Annotated in this window: 19 protein-coding genes and 5 pseudogenes; 12 read left to right on the top strand and 12 right to left on the bottom strand. The window is 27.0% G+C overall.

Annotated features, from left to right (window positions below):
* Window positions 1-6 precede the first annotated feature (6 nt).
* Window positions 7-387, bottom strand: coding sequence for a hypothetical protein (locus AACK93_RS03410; protein ID WP_339025277.1), 381 nt, complete (start codon window positions 385-387; stop codon window positions 7-9).
* Window positions 388-526: 139 nt separating this feature from the next.
* Between AACK93_RS03410 and AACK93_RS03405 the strand changes: the two are divergent.
* The 6 genes and pseudogenes from AACK93_RS03405 to AACK93_RS03385 form a co-directional block, all read left to right on the top strand.
* A pseudogene (locus tag AACK93_RS03405) lies at window positions 527-1,263 on the top strand (IS256 family transposase); the annotation flags it as partial.
* Window positions 1,247-1,354: pseudogene (locus tag AACK93_RS08085) on the top strand (hypothetical protein); the annotation flags it as partial. The pseudogenes AACK93_RS03405 and AACK93_RS08085, both read left to right, overlap by 17 nt.
* Window positions 1,355-1,516, top strand: a complete 162-nt coding sequence (locus AACK93_RS03395) for a hypothetical protein (RefSeq protein WP_339025274.1) — start codon at window positions 1,355-1,357, stop codon at window positions 1,514-1,516.
* 125 nt (window positions 1,517-1,641) lie between these two features.
* Window positions 1,642-1,854, top strand: a complete 213-nt coding sequence (locus tag AACK93_RS03390) for a hypothetical protein (protein WP_339025273.1) — start codon at window positions 1,642-1,644, stop codon at window positions 1,852-1,854.
* 529 nt (window positions 1,855-2,383) lie between these two features.
* A pseudogene (locus AACK93_RS08080) lies at window positions 2,384-2,590 on the top strand (rolling circle replication-associated protein); the annotation flags it as partial.
* A gap of 15 nt (window positions 2,591-2,605) precedes the next feature.
* Window positions 2,606-2,908: a hypothetical protein gene (locus AACK93_RS03385; protein ID WP_339025271.1), complete on the top strand. Its 303-nt coding sequence runs from the start codon at window positions 2,606-2,608 to the stop codon at window positions 2,906-2,908.
* 127 nt (window positions 2,909-3,035) lie between these two features.
* On the opposite strand, the pseudogene AACK93_RS03380 reads toward AACK93_RS03385, so the two are convergent.
* From AACK93_RS03380 to AACK93_RS03330, 11 genes and pseudogenes are all read right to left on the bottom strand, one after another.
* Window positions 3,036-4,147: pseudogene (locus tag AACK93_RS03380) on the bottom strand (IS3 family transposase).
* 28 nt (window positions 4,148-4,175) lie between these two features.
* On the bottom strand, window positions 4,176-4,673 hold the full coding sequence (locus AACK93_RS03375) for a hypothetical protein (protein ID WP_339025269.1): 498 nt from the start codon (window positions 4,671-4,673) through the stop codon (window positions 4,176-4,178).
* 12 nt (window positions 4,674-4,685) lie between these two features.
* Window positions 4,686-4,826, bottom strand: coding sequence for a hypothetical protein (locus AACK93_RS03370; protein ID WP_339025267.1), 141 nt, complete (start codon window positions 4,824-4,826; stop codon window positions 4,686-4,688).
* 279 nt (window positions 4,827-5,105) lie between these two features.
* Window positions 5,106-5,336 (bottom strand): hypothetical protein, encoded by a 231-nt coding sequence (locus AACK93_RS03365; RefSeq protein ID WP_339025266.1) that lies wholly within the window; start codon window positions 5,334-5,336, stop codon window positions 5,106-5,108.
* Window positions 5,337-5,339: 3 nt separating this feature from the next.
* Window positions 5,340-5,501 carry a hypothetical protein gene (locus tag AACK93_RS03360; RefSeq protein ID WP_339023857.1) on the bottom strand — a complete coding sequence of 54 codons (162 nt, stop codon included), beginning with the start codon at window positions 5,499-5,501 and terminating at the stop codon, window positions 5,340-5,342.
* On the bottom strand, window positions 5,501-5,722 hold the full coding sequence (locus AACK93_RS03355; protein WP_339025265.1) for a hypothetical protein: 222 nt from the start codon (window positions 5,720-5,722) through the stop codon (window positions 5,501-5,503). The genes AACK93_RS03360 and AACK93_RS03355 overlap by 1 nt, the downstream gene beginning before the upstream one ends.
* Before the next feature lie 2 nt (window positions 5,723-5,724).
* Window positions 5,725-6,051 carry a hypothetical protein gene (locus tag AACK93_RS03350; RefSeq protein WP_339025264.1) on the bottom strand — a complete coding sequence of 109 codons (327 nt, stop codon included), beginning with the start codon at window positions 6,049-6,051 and terminating at the stop codon, window positions 5,725-5,727.
* A 741-nt stretch (window positions 6,052-6,792) separates the two neighbouring features.
* Window positions 6,793-6,966, bottom strand: coding sequence for an NTP transferase domain-containing protein (locus AACK93_RS03345; protein ID WP_339025262.1), 174 nt, complete (start codon window positions 6,964-6,966; stop codon window positions 6,793-6,795).
* A complete protein-coding gene (leuS, locus tag AACK93_RS03340) occupies window positions 6,959-9,406 on the bottom strand; it encodes a leucine--tRNA ligase (protein ID WP_339025261.1) in 2,448 nt (815 codons plus the stop codon). The genes AACK93_RS03345 and leuS overlap by 8 nt, the downstream gene beginning before the upstream one ends.
* Before the next feature lie 281 nt (window positions 9,407-9,687).
* Window positions 9,688-11,412: a phosphoenolpyruvate--protein phosphotransferase gene (gene ptsP / locus AACK93_RS03335; protein WP_339025260.1), complete on the bottom strand. Its 1,725-nt coding sequence runs from the start codon at window positions 11,410-11,412 to the stop codon at window positions 9,688-9,690.
* A 141-nt stretch (window positions 11,413-11,553) separates the two neighbouring features.
* A pseudogene (locus tag AACK93_RS03330) lies at window positions 11,554-12,659 on the bottom strand (IS3 family transposase); the annotation flags it as partial.
* A 531-nt stretch (window positions 12,660-13,190) separates the two neighbouring features.
* On the opposite strand from AACK93_RS03330, the gene ychF reads away from it, so the two are divergent.
* The 6 genes from ychF (at window position 13,191) to fba (ending at window position 20,074) form a co-directional block, all read left to right on the top strand.
* The gene (ychF, locus tag AACK93_RS03325) at window positions 13,191-14,291 is read left to right on the top strand and encodes a redox-regulated ATPase YchF (RefSeq protein ID WP_339025259.1); all 1,101 of its coding nucleotides are present in this window, start codon (window positions 13,191-13,193) and stop codon (window positions 14,289-14,291) included.
* Window positions 14,292-14,412: 121 nt separating this feature from the next.
* Window positions 14,413-15,870 carry a glutamate--tRNA ligase gene (gene gltX / locus AACK93_RS03320; protein ID WP_339025258.1) on the top strand — a complete coding sequence of 486 codons (1,458 nt, stop codon included), beginning with the start codon at window positions 14,413-14,415 and terminating at the stop codon, window positions 15,868-15,870.
* Between the two features lies 1 nt (window position 15,871).
* On the top strand, window positions 15,872-17,095 hold the full coding sequence (locus tag AACK93_RS03315) for an HD domain-containing protein (RefSeq protein WP_339025257.1): 1,224 nt from the start codon (window positions 15,872-15,874) through the stop codon (window positions 17,093-17,095).
* Window positions 17,096-17,114: 19 nt separating this feature from the next.
* Window positions 17,115-17,546: a DNA-directed RNA polymerase subunit delta gene (gene rpoE, locus AACK93_RS03310; protein WP_339025255.1), complete on the top strand. Its 432-nt coding sequence runs from the start codon at window positions 17,115-17,117 to the stop codon at window positions 17,544-17,546.
* Window positions 17,547-17,574: 28 nt separating this feature from the next.
* The gene (locus tag AACK93_RS03305; protein ID WP_339025254.1) at window positions 17,575-19,179 is read left to right on the top strand and encodes a CTP synthase; all 1,605 of its coding nucleotides are present in this window, start codon (window positions 17,575-17,577) and stop codon (window positions 19,177-19,179) included.
* A 25-nt stretch (window positions 19,180-19,204) separates the two neighbouring features.
* Window positions 19,205-20,074, top strand: a complete 870-nt coding sequence (gene fba / locus AACK93_RS03300) for a class II fructose-1,6-bisphosphate aldolase (protein ID WP_339025253.1) — start codon at window positions 19,205-19,207, stop codon at window positions 20,072-20,074.
* Window positions 20,075-20,238: the final 164 nt, after the last annotated feature.

Genomic DNA, 20,238 nt, shown 5'->3' with positions numbered 1-20,238 from the left:
AATTTATTATCCTATACTAAATAATCGCTTGTTTAATGCTCCTCCGCTAATAAAATACACAACATCTTGCATCCCGCTCAAAAGCAAAACAATGGGAGTTATAAAAATAAGATACAAAATAGCACAAAAACTATCTATTGCTCGCCCAATAATATTGCCCATTATGTTTGGGCCACCAGTTGGTTGCGCTGTCTCAACATTCAAAGTATTACTAAAAAATGTTTGAATGTTATTTGATGTTTCGGTATCGGGCAAAAACCACAAAATCGCCGATAACATTGCAATTACAATATAAGCAATAATTAGCAGTGGTGTCATTGCTATTGTTAGCATTGTTAATATTTTTTTAAAATAAAATGCAACAAATCGCTCTAAACCTTGTTTCAAAATTGGTTTTTTAGATTTTTACAACGGGGCTGTCCAAAATTCCGTGTCTCGATAATTCATTCTAAATTATACTTAAACGAAGGAGAACAGAAAATGACAAAAAAAAATAAAAAAAGAACCTGATGCAATTGATAAAGTTGTGGATTATTTTTTAGAAAATATTGATAATCCACAAGATTTATTTAAAAGTAATAATATTTTTCAGGAATTTACCAAAAAATTAACTGAAAGAATGTTAAATGCAGAAATTAAAGATCGTCTTGAAACAGATGATAACTATAACAAAAGAAATGGTAGTACACCAAAAACCATTATTACTAAAAATGGTTCAATTGCAATTGATGTACCAAGAGATCGAAATAGTACTTTTGAACCAGTAATTATTCCGAAAAGACAAAAAAGATTTGATAACTTTGATCAAAAAGTAATTTCTTTATATGCAAGAGGAATGACAATTTCTGATATAAAAGCACAATTACAAGAATTCTATCACGGAACAGAAATTTCAGAAAGTTTAATTAGTCAAATAACTGATGATGTTATTGAAGAAGTTAAAGTGTGACAAACTAAACCTTTAGAGAAGATTTGTCCGATTGTTTATTTTGATTGTATTGTTGTTAAAGTAAAACGAGATAAACGAATAATAAACAAAGCAGTATAGTCTTGCCTTAGGAATTAATATAAATAGCTTAAAAGATATTTTAGGAATGTGAATTAGTGAAAATGAGGGAGCCAAATTTTGACTGAATAATCTTACGGAAATGAAAAATCGCGGATTACAAGATATTCTTGTTGTTTGTAGTGATAATTTAACAGGAATGTCTGATGCAATAGAAGCCTGTTTTTCCAAAAACACAACATCAATTATGTATTATATGATTTTGTATTTATTATTGGTTTAAATGAAGGTGTTTTTCCTAATACTTTAAGTATTGAAGAAGGAATTACTGCTATTGAAGAAGAACGAATGGTTTTATATGTTGCGATTACAAGAGCAAAAAAAGGATTATTTTTAAGCTATAGTAAAGGATTTTCTTATATAGCTAATAATTATTGTTTACCTTCAAGATTTGTTACAGAAATTAATACTAGTTTATTAGAAATTAAATTTGATGAACAGGATTTTTAAATTTTGTGGAAAACTATTAAAAGTTCAACATTTATAAAGGAAATAAATGTTGAAAACAATGTGGATAACTAAGGATTTGCTAATTTTATTAAAAATATTTTAAATTTGGAAGGAAAAAATAAGTGATGTTTAAAATTAAATTAGTTAGTATAAAAAGAAAAATATCTAAAAATAAAGATGGTTCTGTGATGTCAGGTTACTTTGCCGAATTTTTGCGTTATAAAAATGATTTATTTGAGCCTACCTGCGAACAAAAAGCCTTATGAATTGATGATAACAATCTAGAACAACAAGAAATTTATAAATTGTTAAAAGAAAATGTTAAATCATTTTTTTAGTTGCAAATTAACTTTTGAAAAAATCCCAAAATAGTTAATTTGCAAAAAATTTAATTATCAAAAAACTTGTCCAGTTAATTGGTAATCACTTCGGTCTGCGAAGCGATGCGGAAAGCGTATGCTCCGCCCGCTAGCGGGTTAGTCGGCGAAGCCGACTATTACTTGATTAAATAACACAACTGGCGAAAATCTAAAACGGGGGCATAAAATATGAATTTACAAGCTCAAAATCTGACTGATTTTTATATGAAAACCACCATTTATTATGGTCAATATATTCGTAATGTCGTTTTGCCCTTAGAACGCATTAAAGCAAATATTCGCAATATTAGTGGTTTAAAGAATAAAGGAGAACGAGAAACCAAAATGTTAAATAGTATAATGTGCGTGCTAAATGTAGTGCTGTCAGAAAGACATATCATAATTTTTCAGTTAAAGAACTTACATTTTTAACTTTGATTTATAAGTTAAAGGAAACAGATGTTAAAAAATGTAAAAAAGAATTAAAAAAATTTTTTAGAAATATAAAATATTATTTTTTAAAAAAAAGAATAAAGAAATTAAATATTTTTATACATATGAATATCAACAAAGAGGAGCTATACATTTTCATATTTTACTTGATAAAAAAATACCAAATAAATTAGTTCTTAAATACTGACCTTATGGGTTAAATAAAAATTTTGTTGTTAAACAAGATACTAATGAAGCGGTTGTTAAATACTGCTCTAAATATATTACTAAAAATGTCTTGAATGAAAAATCATTAAATCAGTATGACTTAAATATCAAGGCTTATCACTTCTCTTACAACTGTCAAAATCCTATTACTAGAAAACAAGTATTTACTGATACTTTGAATAATATTGTTAATCGCACCATAAATTCTGAGTTTGTAAAATACTTAAAATCAGCAGTTAACAAATTTAAAACTAAAATGTGCGGAGTAATTTATGAATTTAAAAATATCAATTATGTAGAATTCGAAAGTGAAAATTATGCTTCGTTAGAAAGTTTAAGGTTTAGAAATCAACTAAGAAAAATGAAACACTAGGAGTTAATAAGTATGTCTCGTAGTTATGCCATTATGCATTCACAAAGAAATTCAAAATTAATTAGGAAAAAATACAATCGTGTTAAGGTTGGCCGTGTTGGTATGGCAACCCTTTTTAGGACAATTTTTATGTAAACTGCCATTTTCTAAATTCAACGGGTGTTAAATAATTTAAACTACCGTGAATTCGAATATTGTTGTATCAATTAACAAAATCAAATAGTTTGCATTTTAATTGTGTTAAGTTTGTAAATTTTTTATCCTTAATAAATTCCGTTTTAAAGGTTTTGTAAGTTGTTTCGGCCACAGCATTATCACAAGGACAACCTTTATTGCTTAATGATCTTTTAATGTTAAAAGTTATTAAAATTTCATCAATGATTTTATTTTTAAATTCATTACCGCGATCGATATGAAATAAAATAATTTGCTTTAATGGTCGTGTTATCCTTATGAAAAGTTTGTTGAAACTAGTTCAGCGGTTTTGTTTGGCCCGGCATTATATCCAATTATTTTGCGATTAAACAAGTCAATTAATAAACAAATATAGTGTCATTTCCCACCAATTTGAACATATGTTAAATCACTAACAACAGCTTCATTGGGTTTTTTATTGTTAAATTCATGGTTTAAAACATTACTAATTTGGTCATTATTAACCATTGTTTTATGATTATGATATTTTAATTTAATATATTTAGATACTAATTGATTTTTAATCATAATTTGTCGAATTTTTTTTCGAGATAAAATAATATCTTTTCTTGTTAAAACAACTTTAATTTTACGAGCATCATAATATCTTACGACTTTTATTAAATGCACTGATAACTTCTTCTTCATAATTATTAACATAATAATTAACACAATTATTGGTTTGATAATAATATGTTGATTTTGCTATTTTTAATATTTGAGACATTTTTAGCACGGAATATTTTTCTTTATTATTGTTAATAATTTCTATTTTTTGCCAATTATCAGTGCTGCTTGCTTTAAAATGTCATTTTCCATTCGGAATTGTTAGTTTTCTTTTCGTAAGTAAATTAATTCATTTTATTCGACAGTGCGATTATCTTTCACTTTAAATGACCCAGAATTATTAAAATTTTTAATTCACTGATATACGGCTGATTTTGGAACCCCGTATTCTTTAATAATTTTAACAATGCTTTTTCCGTTTTGATAAAGCGTGATAATTTGTTTTTTAAATTCATCTGTATATGAATTTTTTCCCATTTTTATATTCCTGCTTTCTTATATAATTTTATTTTATTTTAAAGTCCACATAAATATGGTCCAACTTATTGTAGCCTATCCATTGTTCATCTCATAACAGTAAGGTTTTGTCTGGCAACACCGGATAATCAAAGTCTAATAATCCCATATGCCCTAAACTTAATTTTTGGGTTTCTAGTAATGGAAAGATTGAGGCGGTGTGATATTTCTTCTTTTTTAGTAATTTTGATGCGTATACTAGAAAAGCAGTTTTTCCAGTTCCTAATGAACCAATAACAATATTTAATGGTGGGTTTTTTAAAAAGTTAATAACTTTGTTAATTTGTGTTAAATTATTGATTTTAAAAAGGAAAATTAAAATACAACCCGATAAAAATAAATAACTTACAATATTTTTAAAATAACCGTTGTAAATATATCAAATTGCTCCGCAATGTCATAAAATTAAAAATGAAGTGCGATTCAATTCAATAAAATGGTTATTTTTTTCTATTATTCATTTGCAAAATTTTATCTTGCGCCTCACTTTATTTTTTTATTAGCGGACTGCTCCAAGTAATTTTTCAAACATTTTAAAACAAATAAAGAATATTGCCAAAATAAATGGAAAAATGAATATTCAATAGTCAACAAAGAAGTTACTGACTTGTGGCATATTAACACAGCAATAATTTTTCACATTTTAGTAAACGCCGTTATAATTGCATTTCACAATTTAGTTATCGCGTCACCAGCTGTTATTTTTTCTACTGTTGCTGGCGGGGGGTGCATTGGCCAAGAAAGTTCCAATCATATAATCACCCCCTTTCTTTTTAAAACATTCATCATTTATATTCAAAGTTTTTCTTAAATTTGTTAAAACCACGATTAACCCTAACACAATTATATTTTTTCCTAATTAATTTTGAATTTCTTTGGGAATGCATCACAATGTAACTTCTTGACATTAATTTTTTCCCTATCTAAATACTGATATGGTTTTTCAAAGTAGCATTAGAATAAATCACACCATAATCGCTGTTAAGAATCAAAAAGCAATGTTTGCTATTAAAAGTCAAAGTGTTTCTTGAGTTAAATCAATTTCTTTACCACCACTAATATGAGTCGGAATAGTTGTAATTTGAATAAATAAATCTCAGAAAGTTTGTTTAATTTGTTCTCAATTAAATTCTTTTAGGTTTATTGTCACTTTCTATCTCCCAAAAATCATTTTTATTGGTAAATACATAATTGAAATTAAGGCGAAAAGAAAAGTAATGATAATAATTAATCCGGCAATAAACGCAACTTGTGCAGGCATTTTTTCTATCGGAACAAACAGTTCTAAGAATTCCATAATAATTTTTCAAAACATTATTTTTTATCCGCGCTATTTTCTTTTGAATTGGGAGCTTTAACTCATTTTTTAAAGCGGGCAATAAATACCTTTTCGTCTTTTGTGAAATTACCAGTATTATTTTTAATGGCATTTTTATATTTAATTCTAATTTTTATTTTGGCATAAATTTTATAAACAAAATATGCTAATAGCATGATGCTGATAATAATAAATATTATTCCAATCGCAATATTCATTTTTAAACTCCTTTAAAATAATTATAATTTATATCTTTTTTGTTGTTTTCTTTTTCGGCAATGAAAAAACCTAATAATTCTTGTCTTTTAATTAATTTGGTTTCTTTTTCTTTTTGATTAATTGAAATTATTTGATATTTACTATCTTTTATTATTCTGATGCAAATCGAATTTTCATATTTTCCTTTATAAACAAATCGTTTTGGAAACCAAATGCCGATTTGTTCATTAAATCATGGTATTTTTGGTGCTTTAATAGGTATTGCGTTTTGCGTTTCTTTTAAGAGATATTTTTTAGTATTTAAGAAAATGTTTTCAATGTTTTTCATAATAAATTACCTTTCTTATAAATAAACTAAGTTAGTTAACTAAGTTAACTAACTTAGTTTTTTAAACACTTATATATCGCAGATTTAAGTGTTTAACAGACTTTGTTATTAAATTTTGTTTTTTAATTAAATAAATATTTTAATAATTTTAAACTTAGTATCTCTCTATATAGAAATTTCTACACTTTAATGTCCGCATCCTGCCCTTGGAACTAATTTAATAGCGTGTATATTTTTAGGAAATCCACCCTATTCATTTTTTTATTGCAAAATGAAACAAATTGCTATAGCTAATAGGGTATTTATCTATTAATTGGTAAACCTTCTTTTGGGGGTTATGGCGACCGCCCACAATTTATCGTACTTTAATACATACCAACATTATTAATTCACTTGTATTTAATTTTCAAAGAACAAATTTTTAACATCTTATAAAATAAAAAGACAATCATTGCCGACTGTCTTAATACTTATTCAAATGTTTCCCCGCCCAACAAAACTTTATGCCCCCTTAACGGCACACACATAATTGGTTTTGCTGTTAAATTCATAAAAAAATTTCGTCCTATTACCACCATCACCATATCACCACTAATTAATAATTATATTATCTTGTAAGTAAATCTTTAACTCTAAATAACTAGCCATAGGCCATAGATAGGCACTAGAACCATTTTCATATTGCACAATTATGAACAATCTTAACTTGCGCACACTTATCACAACTAAATATAAAAAATCTTAATAACGATAACCAGTAATAACAATAATTTCATTAACTTTAGCCACTAATAAATTACTTATTATTTTTTCAATTAAAATTTCACCATTAGTATTTAATAATGATTTATGCTGATGATTTAATTTTAATCTTCTGCCAACTCCAGATGCAAAAATAATCGCTCGTTTAATCATCGTGTTTATTCACCACTTTAGTAATAAAGTTAATAATTTTATTCATTACAAATATTGTTTGCTTAATTTCATATTGATATAAAATTTTTTGTAAATAGTTATTTTTTTGAATAATTTTTAAAATTTCTTCTTGTAATAAATTAGGTACAACATTTAATTTTCCTCGTAATTTACCATTAACTTGAATCACAACAACAACTTCTTCTTTCACCAAATACTTAGCATCATATTCAGGCCATTTTTGAGCAGCAACACTACTTTCTTGTGCTAACATTAATCATAATTCTTCTGCTAAATGCACAGCAAATAAACTTAACATTTTGATAAATCCTAAAAAATAAGGTAAATAAATTTGTTTTGTTTTATAACAAGCATTAATAAAAACCATTAATGATGATATCGTCGTATTAAAAGCTAAATTTTCCAAATCAGTAGTTACTTTAAACACTGTTTGATGATAAACTTTATTCATTTGACCATCATTTTTTTTAATAATTCAAGCAAGATGTTCGGTTACCAAACGATAAATCCGATCTAATCATCTTCTTGTACCATCCATACCTTGAATATTTCATGGCATTGATACTGTTAATGGTCCCATAAACATCTCATAAACGCGTAAGGCGTCCGCGCCATGGGTCATAATGATATCATCAGGATTAACACCATTATCTTTCGATTTTGACATCTTTTCACCATCAACACCTAAAATCATTCCTTGATTAACAAGTTTCATAAAAGGCTCTGGTGTCGGAACAACTTTTAAATCATACAATACTTGATGTCAAAATCGAGCATATAGTAAATGCAACACCGCATGTTCTTGACCACCAACATACAAATCAACTGGTAATCATTGTTCAAATAATTTAAATGCGGTTTTACTATTTAAGGGAATAAAACTACCATCATCTTGTTTCAAAATATATGCTAAATAATATCAACAACTACCTGCTCATTGTGGCATTGTATTTGTATCTCTTTTTCCCTTAATACCATCATTTCTAGTAACATTAACAAAATCAACCATATTTGCCAATGGCGACTGTCCAGTATCTGTTGAAACAATATTATTTGTTAATGGTAATATTACCGGTAAATCTATCTCATCAACTAAACTAACGGTATCATCATCTCAAAAAATAATTGGAAACGGTTCACCTCAATATCTTTGACGTGAAAACAATCAATCACGTAATTTATAAGTTGTATGTTTTTTAGCTATCGCTTTTGCTTCCAAAACATTAATAACTTTACTAATGGCTTGTTCATTATTTAGTCCATTCAAAAACTGAGAATTAATGTGAATGCCATCACCAGTTATTGGCATTTTCATATTATTATTTTCAATAACAATCTTTATTGGTAAATTATATTTTAATGCTAAACGATAATCTTCAGCATTATGTGCCGGGACACACATTATTGTTCCTGTTCCATAATGATATAAAACATAATCAGCAACTCAAATCGGAATTAACTCATTTGTTAACGGATGCAACGCATAACTACCAGTAAATACCCCTTGTTTATCATTATTTAACTCTTGGCGTTCTAAATCAGTTTTAGTTTTAACTTGTGATAAATACTCATTCATTTGTTGACCATTATCTTTAATAGTAAGAGAAACTACTAATGGATGCTCTGGTGCTAAAATAATAGCACTAACACCAAAAATTGTATCCAGCCTTGTAGTAAAAACTGAAATTTTTTCTAGTGAATTTTGAATTTTAAAATCCACTAATGCCCCTAATCGTTCACCAATTCAATTTCTTTGTAATTCTTTAACGGAATTAGGTCAATCTAAATCATCTAATCCTTTTAATAGTCTTGAAGCGTAATTAGTTATTTTTAAAACTCATTGTTGCATTGGTTTTTTAATGACCGGATAATGACCTCTTTCAGAAACCATTTTTCCTTCAATAACTAAAACCTCTTCATTAGCTAAAACTGTTCCTAATTTTTCACATCAATTAACATCACTTCATTTTAATTGAACTAAACCTTTTTTATAAATTTGTGAAAATATTCATTGTGTTCATTGATAATAATTAGGGTCAGTAGTATTTATTTCTTTATTATAATCATAAGAAAAACCTAATCTCTGCAGTTGATGACGAAAATTATTAATATTTTCTAAAGTAAAACTTACAGGATTATTTTTAGTTTTTAAAGCATACTGTTCAGCTGGTAAACCAAACGCATCCCAACCAATAGGATGCAAAACAGCATAACCTTGCATCTTACGAAATCGCGCCATTACATCAGTAGCAATATAACCTTTTAAATGACCAACATGTAATCCGACACCAGATGGATATGGAAACATATCAAGAATATAAGTCTTTTTAGTTTTAACATTACTCGGCATTCTAAATATTTGCTGATTTTTTCAATACTCTTGTCACTTTTTTTCTAAAGCACGATGCGAATAAATCATGATGTATCCTTTCTAATCATATATCTTTTAACCAAATATTCTCAATACAGAAATTAAGGAAGCGATAAACCCGAGAGTAAACATACATCCACATAAAAAGAAAATATTTTTCTTAATAAAAAATCACAATGTATCTTTATAAATAACTTTTGAAAAATATTTTGTTACTAACAGTCAATGAATAACAAAACATAAAATTGTCAAAATAAGACAACTAATAGTTAAAACAATACCCATATTTTTATTTATTGTTGTCATTGCCAATATCATATTTAAAAACATTAAATTAATTTCTTTTCTTGTAAGAATTTAGTAACAAGGTCAATTACTTCATTTTCATTATGACATTTTAAAGCCTCATTCGCAAGAACAACTGTTTCTTTTTTAGTTAAACTATTAATAATTTTTCTTGCTTCTAATATTGATGTTGATGACATTGAAAAGTAATCTAATCCCATTCCTAATAATAATGGTAATGCCAAAATTTCTCCTGCCATTTCACCACACATTCCAACTCATTTCTTATTTAAATGAGAACCATCAATTGTCATTTTAATTAGTCTTAAAATTCCTGGATGATAAGGTTGATATAAATATGATACCTTCCGGGACATTCGATCAACAGCAATTCCGTATTGAATTAAATCATTAGTTCCAATTGAAACAAAATCAGCATATTGAGAAAAAATATCACTCATTACCGCAGCAATAGGAATTTCAACCATCATTCCAATTTGAATATCATCACTAACAGCAATATTTTCTTGCTTTAATACTTCTTTACATTGTAAAGTTATGGCTTTAGCTTCTTTAAACTCATTCACAGTAGCAATCATAGGAAACATAATTGCTAATTTACCATAAACCGATGCTCTTAGTAATGCTCGCAATTGCGTTTTAAAAACATCAACTTGATCTAAACACAAACGAATTGCTCGATAACCTAAAAAAGGATTAATTTCCAATTCAAACTGATAATACGATAAATGTTTATCGCCACCAATATCAAGTGTCCGAATAACAACCACATTGTTAGGCATTTTCTCTAAGACAGCTTTATATGCTTGGAATTGTTCTTCTTCAGTTGGTCATTGATTACTATTCATATATAAAAATTCCGAACGAAATAATCCAACTCCATTACCGCCATTATCAATAACACTATCAACATCATGAAAAGAACCAATATTTCCTTCTAAAGTAACTTTATGACCATCTAAAGTTATTGTTGGCTCATTCTTATATTTTTGCAATTGTTGTTGCTTAATTTTTCATTGCGTTTGTAATTCTTTTCATTTAACTTGTTGAGCACTACTAGGATTAGTTATGACCACGCCACTTTTTCCATCCATAATAATTAAATCATCATTATTTACTTTACTAGTAATATTTTCTAATCCTAAAATAGCAGGAATTTCTAAACTACGCGCCATAATTGCCGCATGTGATGTTCTGCCGCCAATTTCGCAAAGAAATCCTTTCACAAATTCTGGATTTAATTGTGCTGTTTGTGATGGCGTTAAATCAGAACTAACAATAATTACTTCTTTATCAATAATTGCTAAATCCTGAATTTGCATTCCTAATAAATGCTTAATTAAACGATTAGTAACATCTTCAATATCACTTGCTCTTTCACGCATATAAGCATCATCCATCGTTTTAAACATCGCAATATATTTATTAGCAACAATAAAACTCGCATACGAACTAGTAATTTGTTCACTAGTAATAATCTGTTTTATTTCATCAATAATAGTTGGGTCACTAATAATTTGCTCATGAGCCAAAAAAATTTTTGCTTTATCTTCGCCAAGTTTTTTAAGAGTTTCAGTATACAATTTTCGAATTTCATTAAGCGATACATCCAATGCTTGTTCTAAATTTTTTAATTGCTCTTTAATATTAGTAACTTGTTCTTTTTCAACTTTAATTCGTTGTTCAATTAACTTATATACTTTAGCAATGGCAATTCCGTTTGAAGCACCAATAGCTTTCAACTCCATAATATGTCCTCGTTTCTATAATATGTTTAATAGTAATTATATATAAAAAAGTTCAGTTTTTCCAATAACAATTGCAATTTGGGCGCATAAAGTAGAGTGGCAACCTTTTTTAGGACACTTTTTATGTAGACTGTCATTTTCTCTAAATTCAACGGGTGTTAAATAATTTAAGCTACCGTGAATTCAAATATTGTTGTATCAATTAACAAAATCAAATAGTTCGCATTTTAATTGTGTTAAATTTTCAAATTTTTTATTCTTAATAAATTCTGTTTTAAAGGTTTTGTAAATTGTTTTGGCCACAGCATTATCACAAGGACAACCTTTATTGCTTAATGATCTTTTAATATTAAAGATTATTAAAATTTCATCAATGATTTTATTTTTGAACTAATTACCACGATCGGTATGAAATAAAGTTATTTGCTTTAATAGTCGTGTTATTTTATGAAAAGCTTGTTGAACTAGTTCGGCGGTTTTGTTTGGCCCAGCATTATATCCAATTATTTCTTGATTAAACAAGTCAATTAATAAACAAATATAGTGTCATTTCCCGCCAACTTGCACATATGTTAAATCACTAACAACAACTTCATTAGGTTTTTTGTCATTAAATTCACGATTTAAAACATTACTAATTTGGGCATTATTAGCTGTTGTTTTATGATTACGATATTTTAATTTGGTGTATTTAGAAACCAAATTATTTTTGATCATAATGCATCTGATTTTTCGCCGCGATAAGATGATATCTTTTCTTATTAAAACAGCTTTAATTTTACGGGCCCCATAAATTTTGCGACTTTTATTAAATGTATTGACAATTTCTTGTTTATAATTATTAACTTGCTTGTTAGTTAGTGCATTTATTAGGTTGATAGTAAGTAATACGTTGATTTTGATAAACCCAAAATCTTACATATTTTCCTCACTGAATATTTGTTTTTGTTGTTATTAATTATTGTTATTTTTTGGCCATTATCATATCAGTGCGGCTTGCTTTAAAATGTCATTTTCCATTCGTAATTGTTTTAATTCTTTTCGTAAGTAAATTAATTCATTTTCTTCATTACTTTGATATCTTTTGCTTTAAAAGAACCAGAACTATCGAATGATTTTATTCAATTATAAATAGCAGATTTTGAAACACCCTATTCATTAATAATTTCAATAATGATTTTCCCGTTTTGATAAAGCATGACAATTTGTTTTTTAAATTCTTCAGAATATGAGGTTTTATTTCCCATTTTTATATTCCTTCTTTCTTAATAATTTCGAAGTCTATATAATTATGGTCCAACTTATTGTGGCCTATCCACAGATAATAATATGAAGGAACATAAAGTTTTGTTAGGTAGGAAAAGATTTAAATAATTTTTAATGAAAAGCAACGATAATTTAATTATCATTTTATTTAAAAAATAAGTAATAAAACAAAATATTTAATATCAACAAACATAATCTCAATAAAAGGTTATAAAAACTAAGAAAAATGCTTATAAAAAAAACATTAAAATAAGTTTTTACAACAAAAATCATACATAAGAAATATATACTTAATTTGCATATTGAAATAATTTATAGTAAATGATTATTTTTTACTTTTCTAAAAATACCTAAGAAAACTAAACGCGACCATTTACGAGAAAAATTTAAATTTTATTAAGATTATTGGTATAATCAGTAGGTAAATATTTGTTTTAGTAAATTAATATTTTATGCTATTAGCATTTTATTTATTAGTTAAATATTAAATATGAAAGAGGAATAAAGAAATTATGTCTTTAAAAGCGGGAATTGTCGGATTGCCTAATGTTGGAAAATCAACATTATTTAATGCCATTACGAATTCTAAAGTTGAAACAGCAAATTATCCTTTTACAACGATTAACCCTAATGTTGGTATTGTTAAAGTACCAGATAGTAGACTTAATAAGTTGGAAGAAATTTTTCGACCTGAGAAAGTTATTGCTAATAATTTTGAGTTTACGGATATTGCGGGCCTTGTTAAAGGAGCATCATTAGGACATGGTTTAGGTAATAAGTTTTTAGGTCATATTCGTGAAGTTGATGCCATTTGTGAAGTTGTGCGTTGTTTTGATGATAGTAATGTTAATCATATTGAAACTACGATTGATCCGATTAGAGATATTGAAATTATTAATTTAGAATTAATTTTAGCAGATTATGATATCGTTATTAAAATATTACAAAAATTAGAAAAAATTGTTAAAAATGATAAAAATTCAGTTTTAATGAAAGAAATTAATTTATTAAAGAAAATTAAAGAAGCGTTATTTGATGGTAAACCGATTCGTCGTTTAGAATTAACAGTTGAAGAAGTTAATCTGATTAAACATCATAGTTTTTTAACTAATAAACCGATTTTGTATATTGCAAATATTAGTGAAAAAGATTTAGTGGATAAAACTAATAAGTGAGTTGAAAAAGTTAAGGATTATGCCATTGCTGAGAAATCACAAGTTATTGTTGTTTGTGCAAAAACAGAATTAGAAATTTCGTCGTTAGAAGATAATGATAAAGAAGAGTTTTTAAAATCATTAAATTTAGAAACATCAGGCTTAGATCAAATGATATCAAAAACATATCGGACATTAGGTTTATCAACATTTTTTACAGCTGGTAAGAAAGAGGTTCGTGCTTGAACATTTAAAAGTGGTATGGAAGCTATTAAATGTGCTAGTATTATTCATAATGATATTTCTCGTGGTTTTATTAAATTAGAAGTTTATAGTTATGATGATTTAGTTAAATATGGTAGTGAGAGTGCGGTTAAATTGTCAGGAAAGTTACGATTTGAAGGAAAAAATTATTTAGTTTCTGGTGGTGATATTTGTTATTTCCGTTTTAATGTTTAAGATCTTTAAGTTATTGAACATTTTTATGCACAATAAAGTAATTATTATAGTGTAAAATAAATTAGTAGTTAAAAACTAATTTATTTTTTTATATATTAAAAGAAATGGAGACAATAAATAGATGAACAAAATAAGATTACGCTATGCGCCAAGTCCGACAGGATATTTACATATTGGTGGTGCCAGAACAGCAATTTTTAATTATTTATTTGCTAAACATTATAATGGCACATTTATTGTACGAATTGAAGATACTGATTTAGAACGAAATGTTAGTGATGGTATTAAGTCACAATTAGATAATTTACGATGATTAAATATTGTTATTGATGAAACTATTGATACATTAGGTAATTTTGGACCATATCAGCAAACTGAGCGTTTACAAATTTATATTAAATATGCTAATGAGCTTGTTACTAATAGTTTGGCATATTATTGTTATTGTTCAGCAGAAAAATTAACAAAAGTGAAGCAAAAGCAAATTAAGCAAGGGATAGCACCAAGTTATGATGGCAAATGTTGAAGTCTTTCTATTATTGATATTAAAGAAAAAGAAGTTTTAGGAATTAAACCAAGTATTAGAATTCGAATCCCAGAAAATAGATCTTATATTCTTAATGATTTGGTACGGAAAGAAGTAATATTTGCTAGTAAAGATATTAGTGATTTTGTTATTATTAAATCAAATGGAGTTGCTACTTATAATTTTGCTGTTGTTATTGATGATTATTTAATGAAAATTAGTCATGTTTTACGAGGCGAGGAGCATTTATCTAATGCTTCGAAGCAATTAGTAGTATATGAAGTTTTTAATTGAACACCACCAATTTTTGGTCATTTACCATTAATTGTTAATGAAAATCGGAAAAAATTGTCAAAACGTGATGGGACAATTGTTCAATTTATTAGTCAGTATCGGGAATTAGGATATTTACCAGAGGCTTTATTTAATTTTTTTGTTTTATTAGGTTGATCACCACCAGACACCCAAGAAATTTATTCAATATCGCAATTAATTGCTATTTTTGATGAAAATCGTTTTAGTAAATCTAGTAGTTGGTTTGATGTTAATAAACTTAATTGAATTAATAATAAGTATATTCAAAAATTAGATGCGATTGCTTATTGAGAATTATGTTTTCCATTTTTATGTAAAATTTATGAAATGAAAGCATATCCGTTAGTTTGGTGACAGGAAGTAGTTAGTTTGTATCAGCAAGAATTAATTTATGCTCAACAAATAAGTGCTTTAGTTGCTATGTTTATTGAAGATGATATTGTGGCCACAGAAATTATTGAATATTTAAAAACTAATGATGCTTTATTAGTCATTAATAGTTTTAAGCAATTAATTGAAAATTTAAAGCAATGAGATGATGATAGTATTAATGGCATTATTACTATGATTAAAAAAGAACTAAATCTTAAAGGTAAAGACTTATTGATGCCAATTAGAATTGCTAGTTCAAAACGAATGGCAGGACCACAATTAGTAAAAACAATTAAACTTTTAGGTCAAAAAAAAGTTATGAATAATATTAATGAAATATTAGAAATACTTAATAGGGCGGGGTAAGATGATGAGTCAATGAATGGTTCGCGATAGTATTTATGGTAATATTAATGTTCAAGAATCAGTTATTATTGCTTTAATTAATAGTAAAGAGTTTCAACGCTTAAGAAGAATTTTACAATTAGGTGGTGGACAATTTGTTTTTCCTAGTGCTGTTCATAATCGTTTTAGTCATTCATTAGGAGTTTATTATTTAATTGATAAAATTTTTAAAAATTCTAGTTTTGATAACGTATCTAATGAAGAAAAAACTTTAACAAAAATTGCTGGTTTATTACATGATTTAGGGCATGGTCCTTTTTCTCATAGTTTTGAAAAAGTTTCGCCAATTAATCATGAACAATGAACAATTGCCATTATTCAAAATGAACAATCGCAAATTAATCAAGTTTTAAAAGCATTTAATATTGATGTGCAAGCTGTTTGTCAAATTATTGTTAAAAATCATCCTAATAAAATTCTTTTATCATTAGTAAGTTCCCAACTTGATTGTGATCGAATGGATTATTTGTTAAGAGATTCTTATTATACAGGTGTTGAATATGGAAATTTTGATATTGATTGAATTATGGAAAATTTACGAATTGTTAATAATGAAATTGTTTATGATGAAAAAGCATTATTTGCAATTGAAAATTATTTGTTAGGTCGTTACCATATGTATTGACAAATTTATAATCATAAGGTTGGCATTAGTTTTGATTATTTATTAGTAAATATTTTTAAACGCTTAAAATATTTGTTTACAAAAAATTTTAAGTTTAAAACTGATATTAGTTTAGTTGAACTTTTATTACAAGAAAATAATCCGGAACAATTAAATGTAAGTCATTATTTACAACTTGATGATTATAGTTTAATGGGTTTTTTTAGTTTGTTAGCTAAAGAAGAAGATAATATTTTGCAAGATTTAACAGACCGCATTGTTGATCGAAGATTTTTTAAATTAATTACTAATGTTAGCGCTAATGATTTAAAAAACTATCAAAAATTGTTAGTTGCAGGAAATTATGATTTAGATTATTATTTAATTATTGAAGAATTTAATCAGCCAACATTATATCAGCAAGATTTAATGGAACAACCAATTAAATTAATTAATAAAAATGATGTAGTATTTAATTTAGAAAAAAAATCTAAATTAATTAATACTAATGAACAAAGTAGTAAACAAGTTGAAAGCCAACAATATGTATTATTACCGAAAGAAGTTTTAGTACAAACATAGATTTAGAAGGAGATAATATATGAATAATTCTCTAGTTGATCTGGCATATGAATTTCTTATTAAACTAAAACGCGCTGGTTTTAAAGAAATTTATAATTATGTTAAGATTGCCAAGGAAACACCAATTGAAGTCGAAGCAAAAGAAATGGTTAATTTATATACTGATATGGTATTGGATAATCGTTTTTTGTTAATTCAAGATAACGAATGAGGATTACGACAAGATTATAAGTTTGATGAAATTAAAAAACAAATAGAGTTTTTATTTGCTATTAATGATGATATTGACTCTAAAGAATTAGAAATTACTGAAATTATTGATGAAGTTGATGATGCTTTTGAAGAAAGTATTGATAATGAAGATGAATTAGAAGTTGATAACGAAGAAGAAGAAGAAGAAGATGAAGTTGATTGAGATGAAATTGAAAAGGAAATGGAAGAAAATAACTAGTTGTTAGAGTTAGAGAAGGTGAATTATAATGACAAAATATATTTTTATTACTGGGGGTGTAGTTTCTAGTTTAGGTAAGGGAATTGCTAGTGCTTCAATTGGTCATATTTTAAAAGATAGTGGATTAAAGGTTTTTATGCAAAAATTTGATCCATATATTAATGTTGATCCGGGAACAATGAATCCATATGAACATGGTGAAGTTTTTGTTACTGCTGATGGTAGTGAAACTGATTTGGATTTAGGTCATTATGAACGCTTTATTGATGAAAATTTAACTTGCTATTCATCAATTACTGCTGGTAAAGCATATTTAGAAGTAATTGAAAAAGAACGAAATGGTGATTATGAAGGTAAAACAGTTCAAGTAGTACCACATTTAACAGATATTATTAAGAATAAGATTTATTTGGCATCAACTTCTAGTAAAGCCGATATTATTATTGGTGAAATTGGAGGCACTGTTGGTGATATTGAGTCATTACCATTTATTGAAACGATTCGTCAAATAAGAATGGAAAAAGGGAAAGAAAATGTGTTATTTATTCATGCTGCTTTAGTACCATTTATTGCTGCTAGCGGTGAATTTAAAACAAAACCAGTCCAACATTCAGTTAAAGAATTATTATCGTTAGGAATTCAACCAGATATTATTCTTGCTCGTAGTGAACAAAAATTGTCAGTACAATTAATTGATAAAATTTCCTTATTTTGTAATGTCAATCGTAATGCTGTTTTTAGTACTTATGATGTTGATAATATTTATAAAGTACCAGTTGTTCTTTATAAACAAGATATTTTAACAACGATTACCTCGTTATTACATTTAAAAATTAAACATAATAATTTAAAGAAATTAAAATTGTTTTTGCAAAAAGCTTGTGATGCCAAAAATAAAGTTATTACGATTTATTTAGTTGGTAAATATATTGAATTACCGGATGCGTATTTATCTGTTTTAGAATCATTAAAGTTAGCTGGTTATGAAAAAGGCGTTGATGTTAAAGTTCAATGAATTGATGCCAATGATATTGATGAAAATAATTATGAAGATATCTTTAAACATTGTAAAGGCATTATTGTACCAGGCGGGTTTGGTTATCGCGGCATTGAAGGAAAAATATTAGCTGCTAAGTATGCTAGAAAACATCATATTCCTTATTTTGGAATTTGTTTAGGTATGCAAACGGCATTAATTGAGTTTGCCCAAAATGTTTGTAAATTGCCAGATGCTCATTCTGAAGAATTTTTTCCTGAATGTAAAAATCCGATATTACATTTAATTAGAGGAAAAAATTCAACTAATCATATTGGTGGTACATTGCGATTAGGAAATTATGATATTAATATTGAAGATAAAACACTTGTTTCTAAATTATATAAGAAAAAGGTTGTCCAAGAACGACATCGCCATCGTTATGAAGTAAATAATGACTATTTGGATTTATTTAAAGAAAAAGGAATTATTTTTAGTGGCATGTATAAAAAACAATCTTTAGTGGAGATTATTGAATTAAAGAACCATCCGTTTTTTATTGGTAGTCAATATCACCCTGAATTTATATCGCGACCTAGCAACAAACCAAATCCATTATTTATTGGATTTATTGAAGCAGTAATTAAAGCACATTAACAAATTTTAATCTTGGGGGATAAAAATGGCAAAATTAGTTAATCCAAAAGTAATGTTGCAAAAAGCGAGAAAAGAAAATTATGCAATTGCGCATTTTAATATTAATAACTTAGAATGAATTAAAGCAATTTTAAAAGCAGTACAAGAAACTAATAGTCCGGTAATTTTAGGAGTATCGGAAGGGGCAATTAAATATATGGGGGGGGTTAAAACTGTTTATGGACTGGTTACTAATCTAATGGATTTCATTAAGGTTACTGTTCCCGTGGCATTACATTTAGACCATGGTCAAACTGTTGAATCGTGTATCTCTGCAATTGATGCTGGTTTTTCTTCAGTAATGTTTGATGGTAGTCATCATCCTCTTGCTGAAAATTTAAAATTAACTGCCCAAGTAGTAAAATATGCTCATCGTAAAAGTGTTGCTGTTGAGGCCGAAGTCGGAACTATTGGTGGTGAAGAAGATGGTGTTATTGGTACTGGTGAATTAGCAACACTTGATGAATGTCAAGCAATGAAAAACTTGGCTGTTGATTTTTTAGCTGCCGGAATTAACAATATTCACGGTCCATATCCTGAAAATTGGGATGGTTTAAAATTAGATTTGTTAAAAAATATTTCTGAAAATATTTCTTTACCATTAGTGTTACATGGTGGTTCGGGAATTGATATGGAACAAATTAAACAAGCAATTAGTTTAGGAATTAGTAAAATTAATGTTAATACGGAATTACAGTTAGAATTTCAACAAGCAACAAGACAGTATATTGTTGCTGAAAAAGATCAAACTAGTAAAGGTTATGATCCACGAAAATTATTAAATCCGGGAACTGTCGCTGTTGAGAATAAATCTAAACAATTATTAGCAGAATTTGGTAGTTTAGGTAAAGCTTAATTTAAAAAAGAATATTGATGTAGTTAATAAATAAAAGAAAAGTAAAAATTTTAGTATTAATTTAGTATCAAATAATAATTTTTAAAATTACATGATAAAATATTTTATATAAAATTATATTAATACTAACTGTAAATTTTAAAAATATTTTAGGAGATAATTGT

Origin of the sequence: Spiroplasma endosymbiont of Agriotes lineatus (assembly GCF_964019485.1) — a bacterium.
In the GTDB taxonomy this organism is placed as follows: Bacteria; Bacillota_I; Bacilli_A; order Mycoplasmatales; family Nriv7; genus Nriv7.
This window is presented reverse-complemented; position numbering and strand designations above follow the sequence as displayed.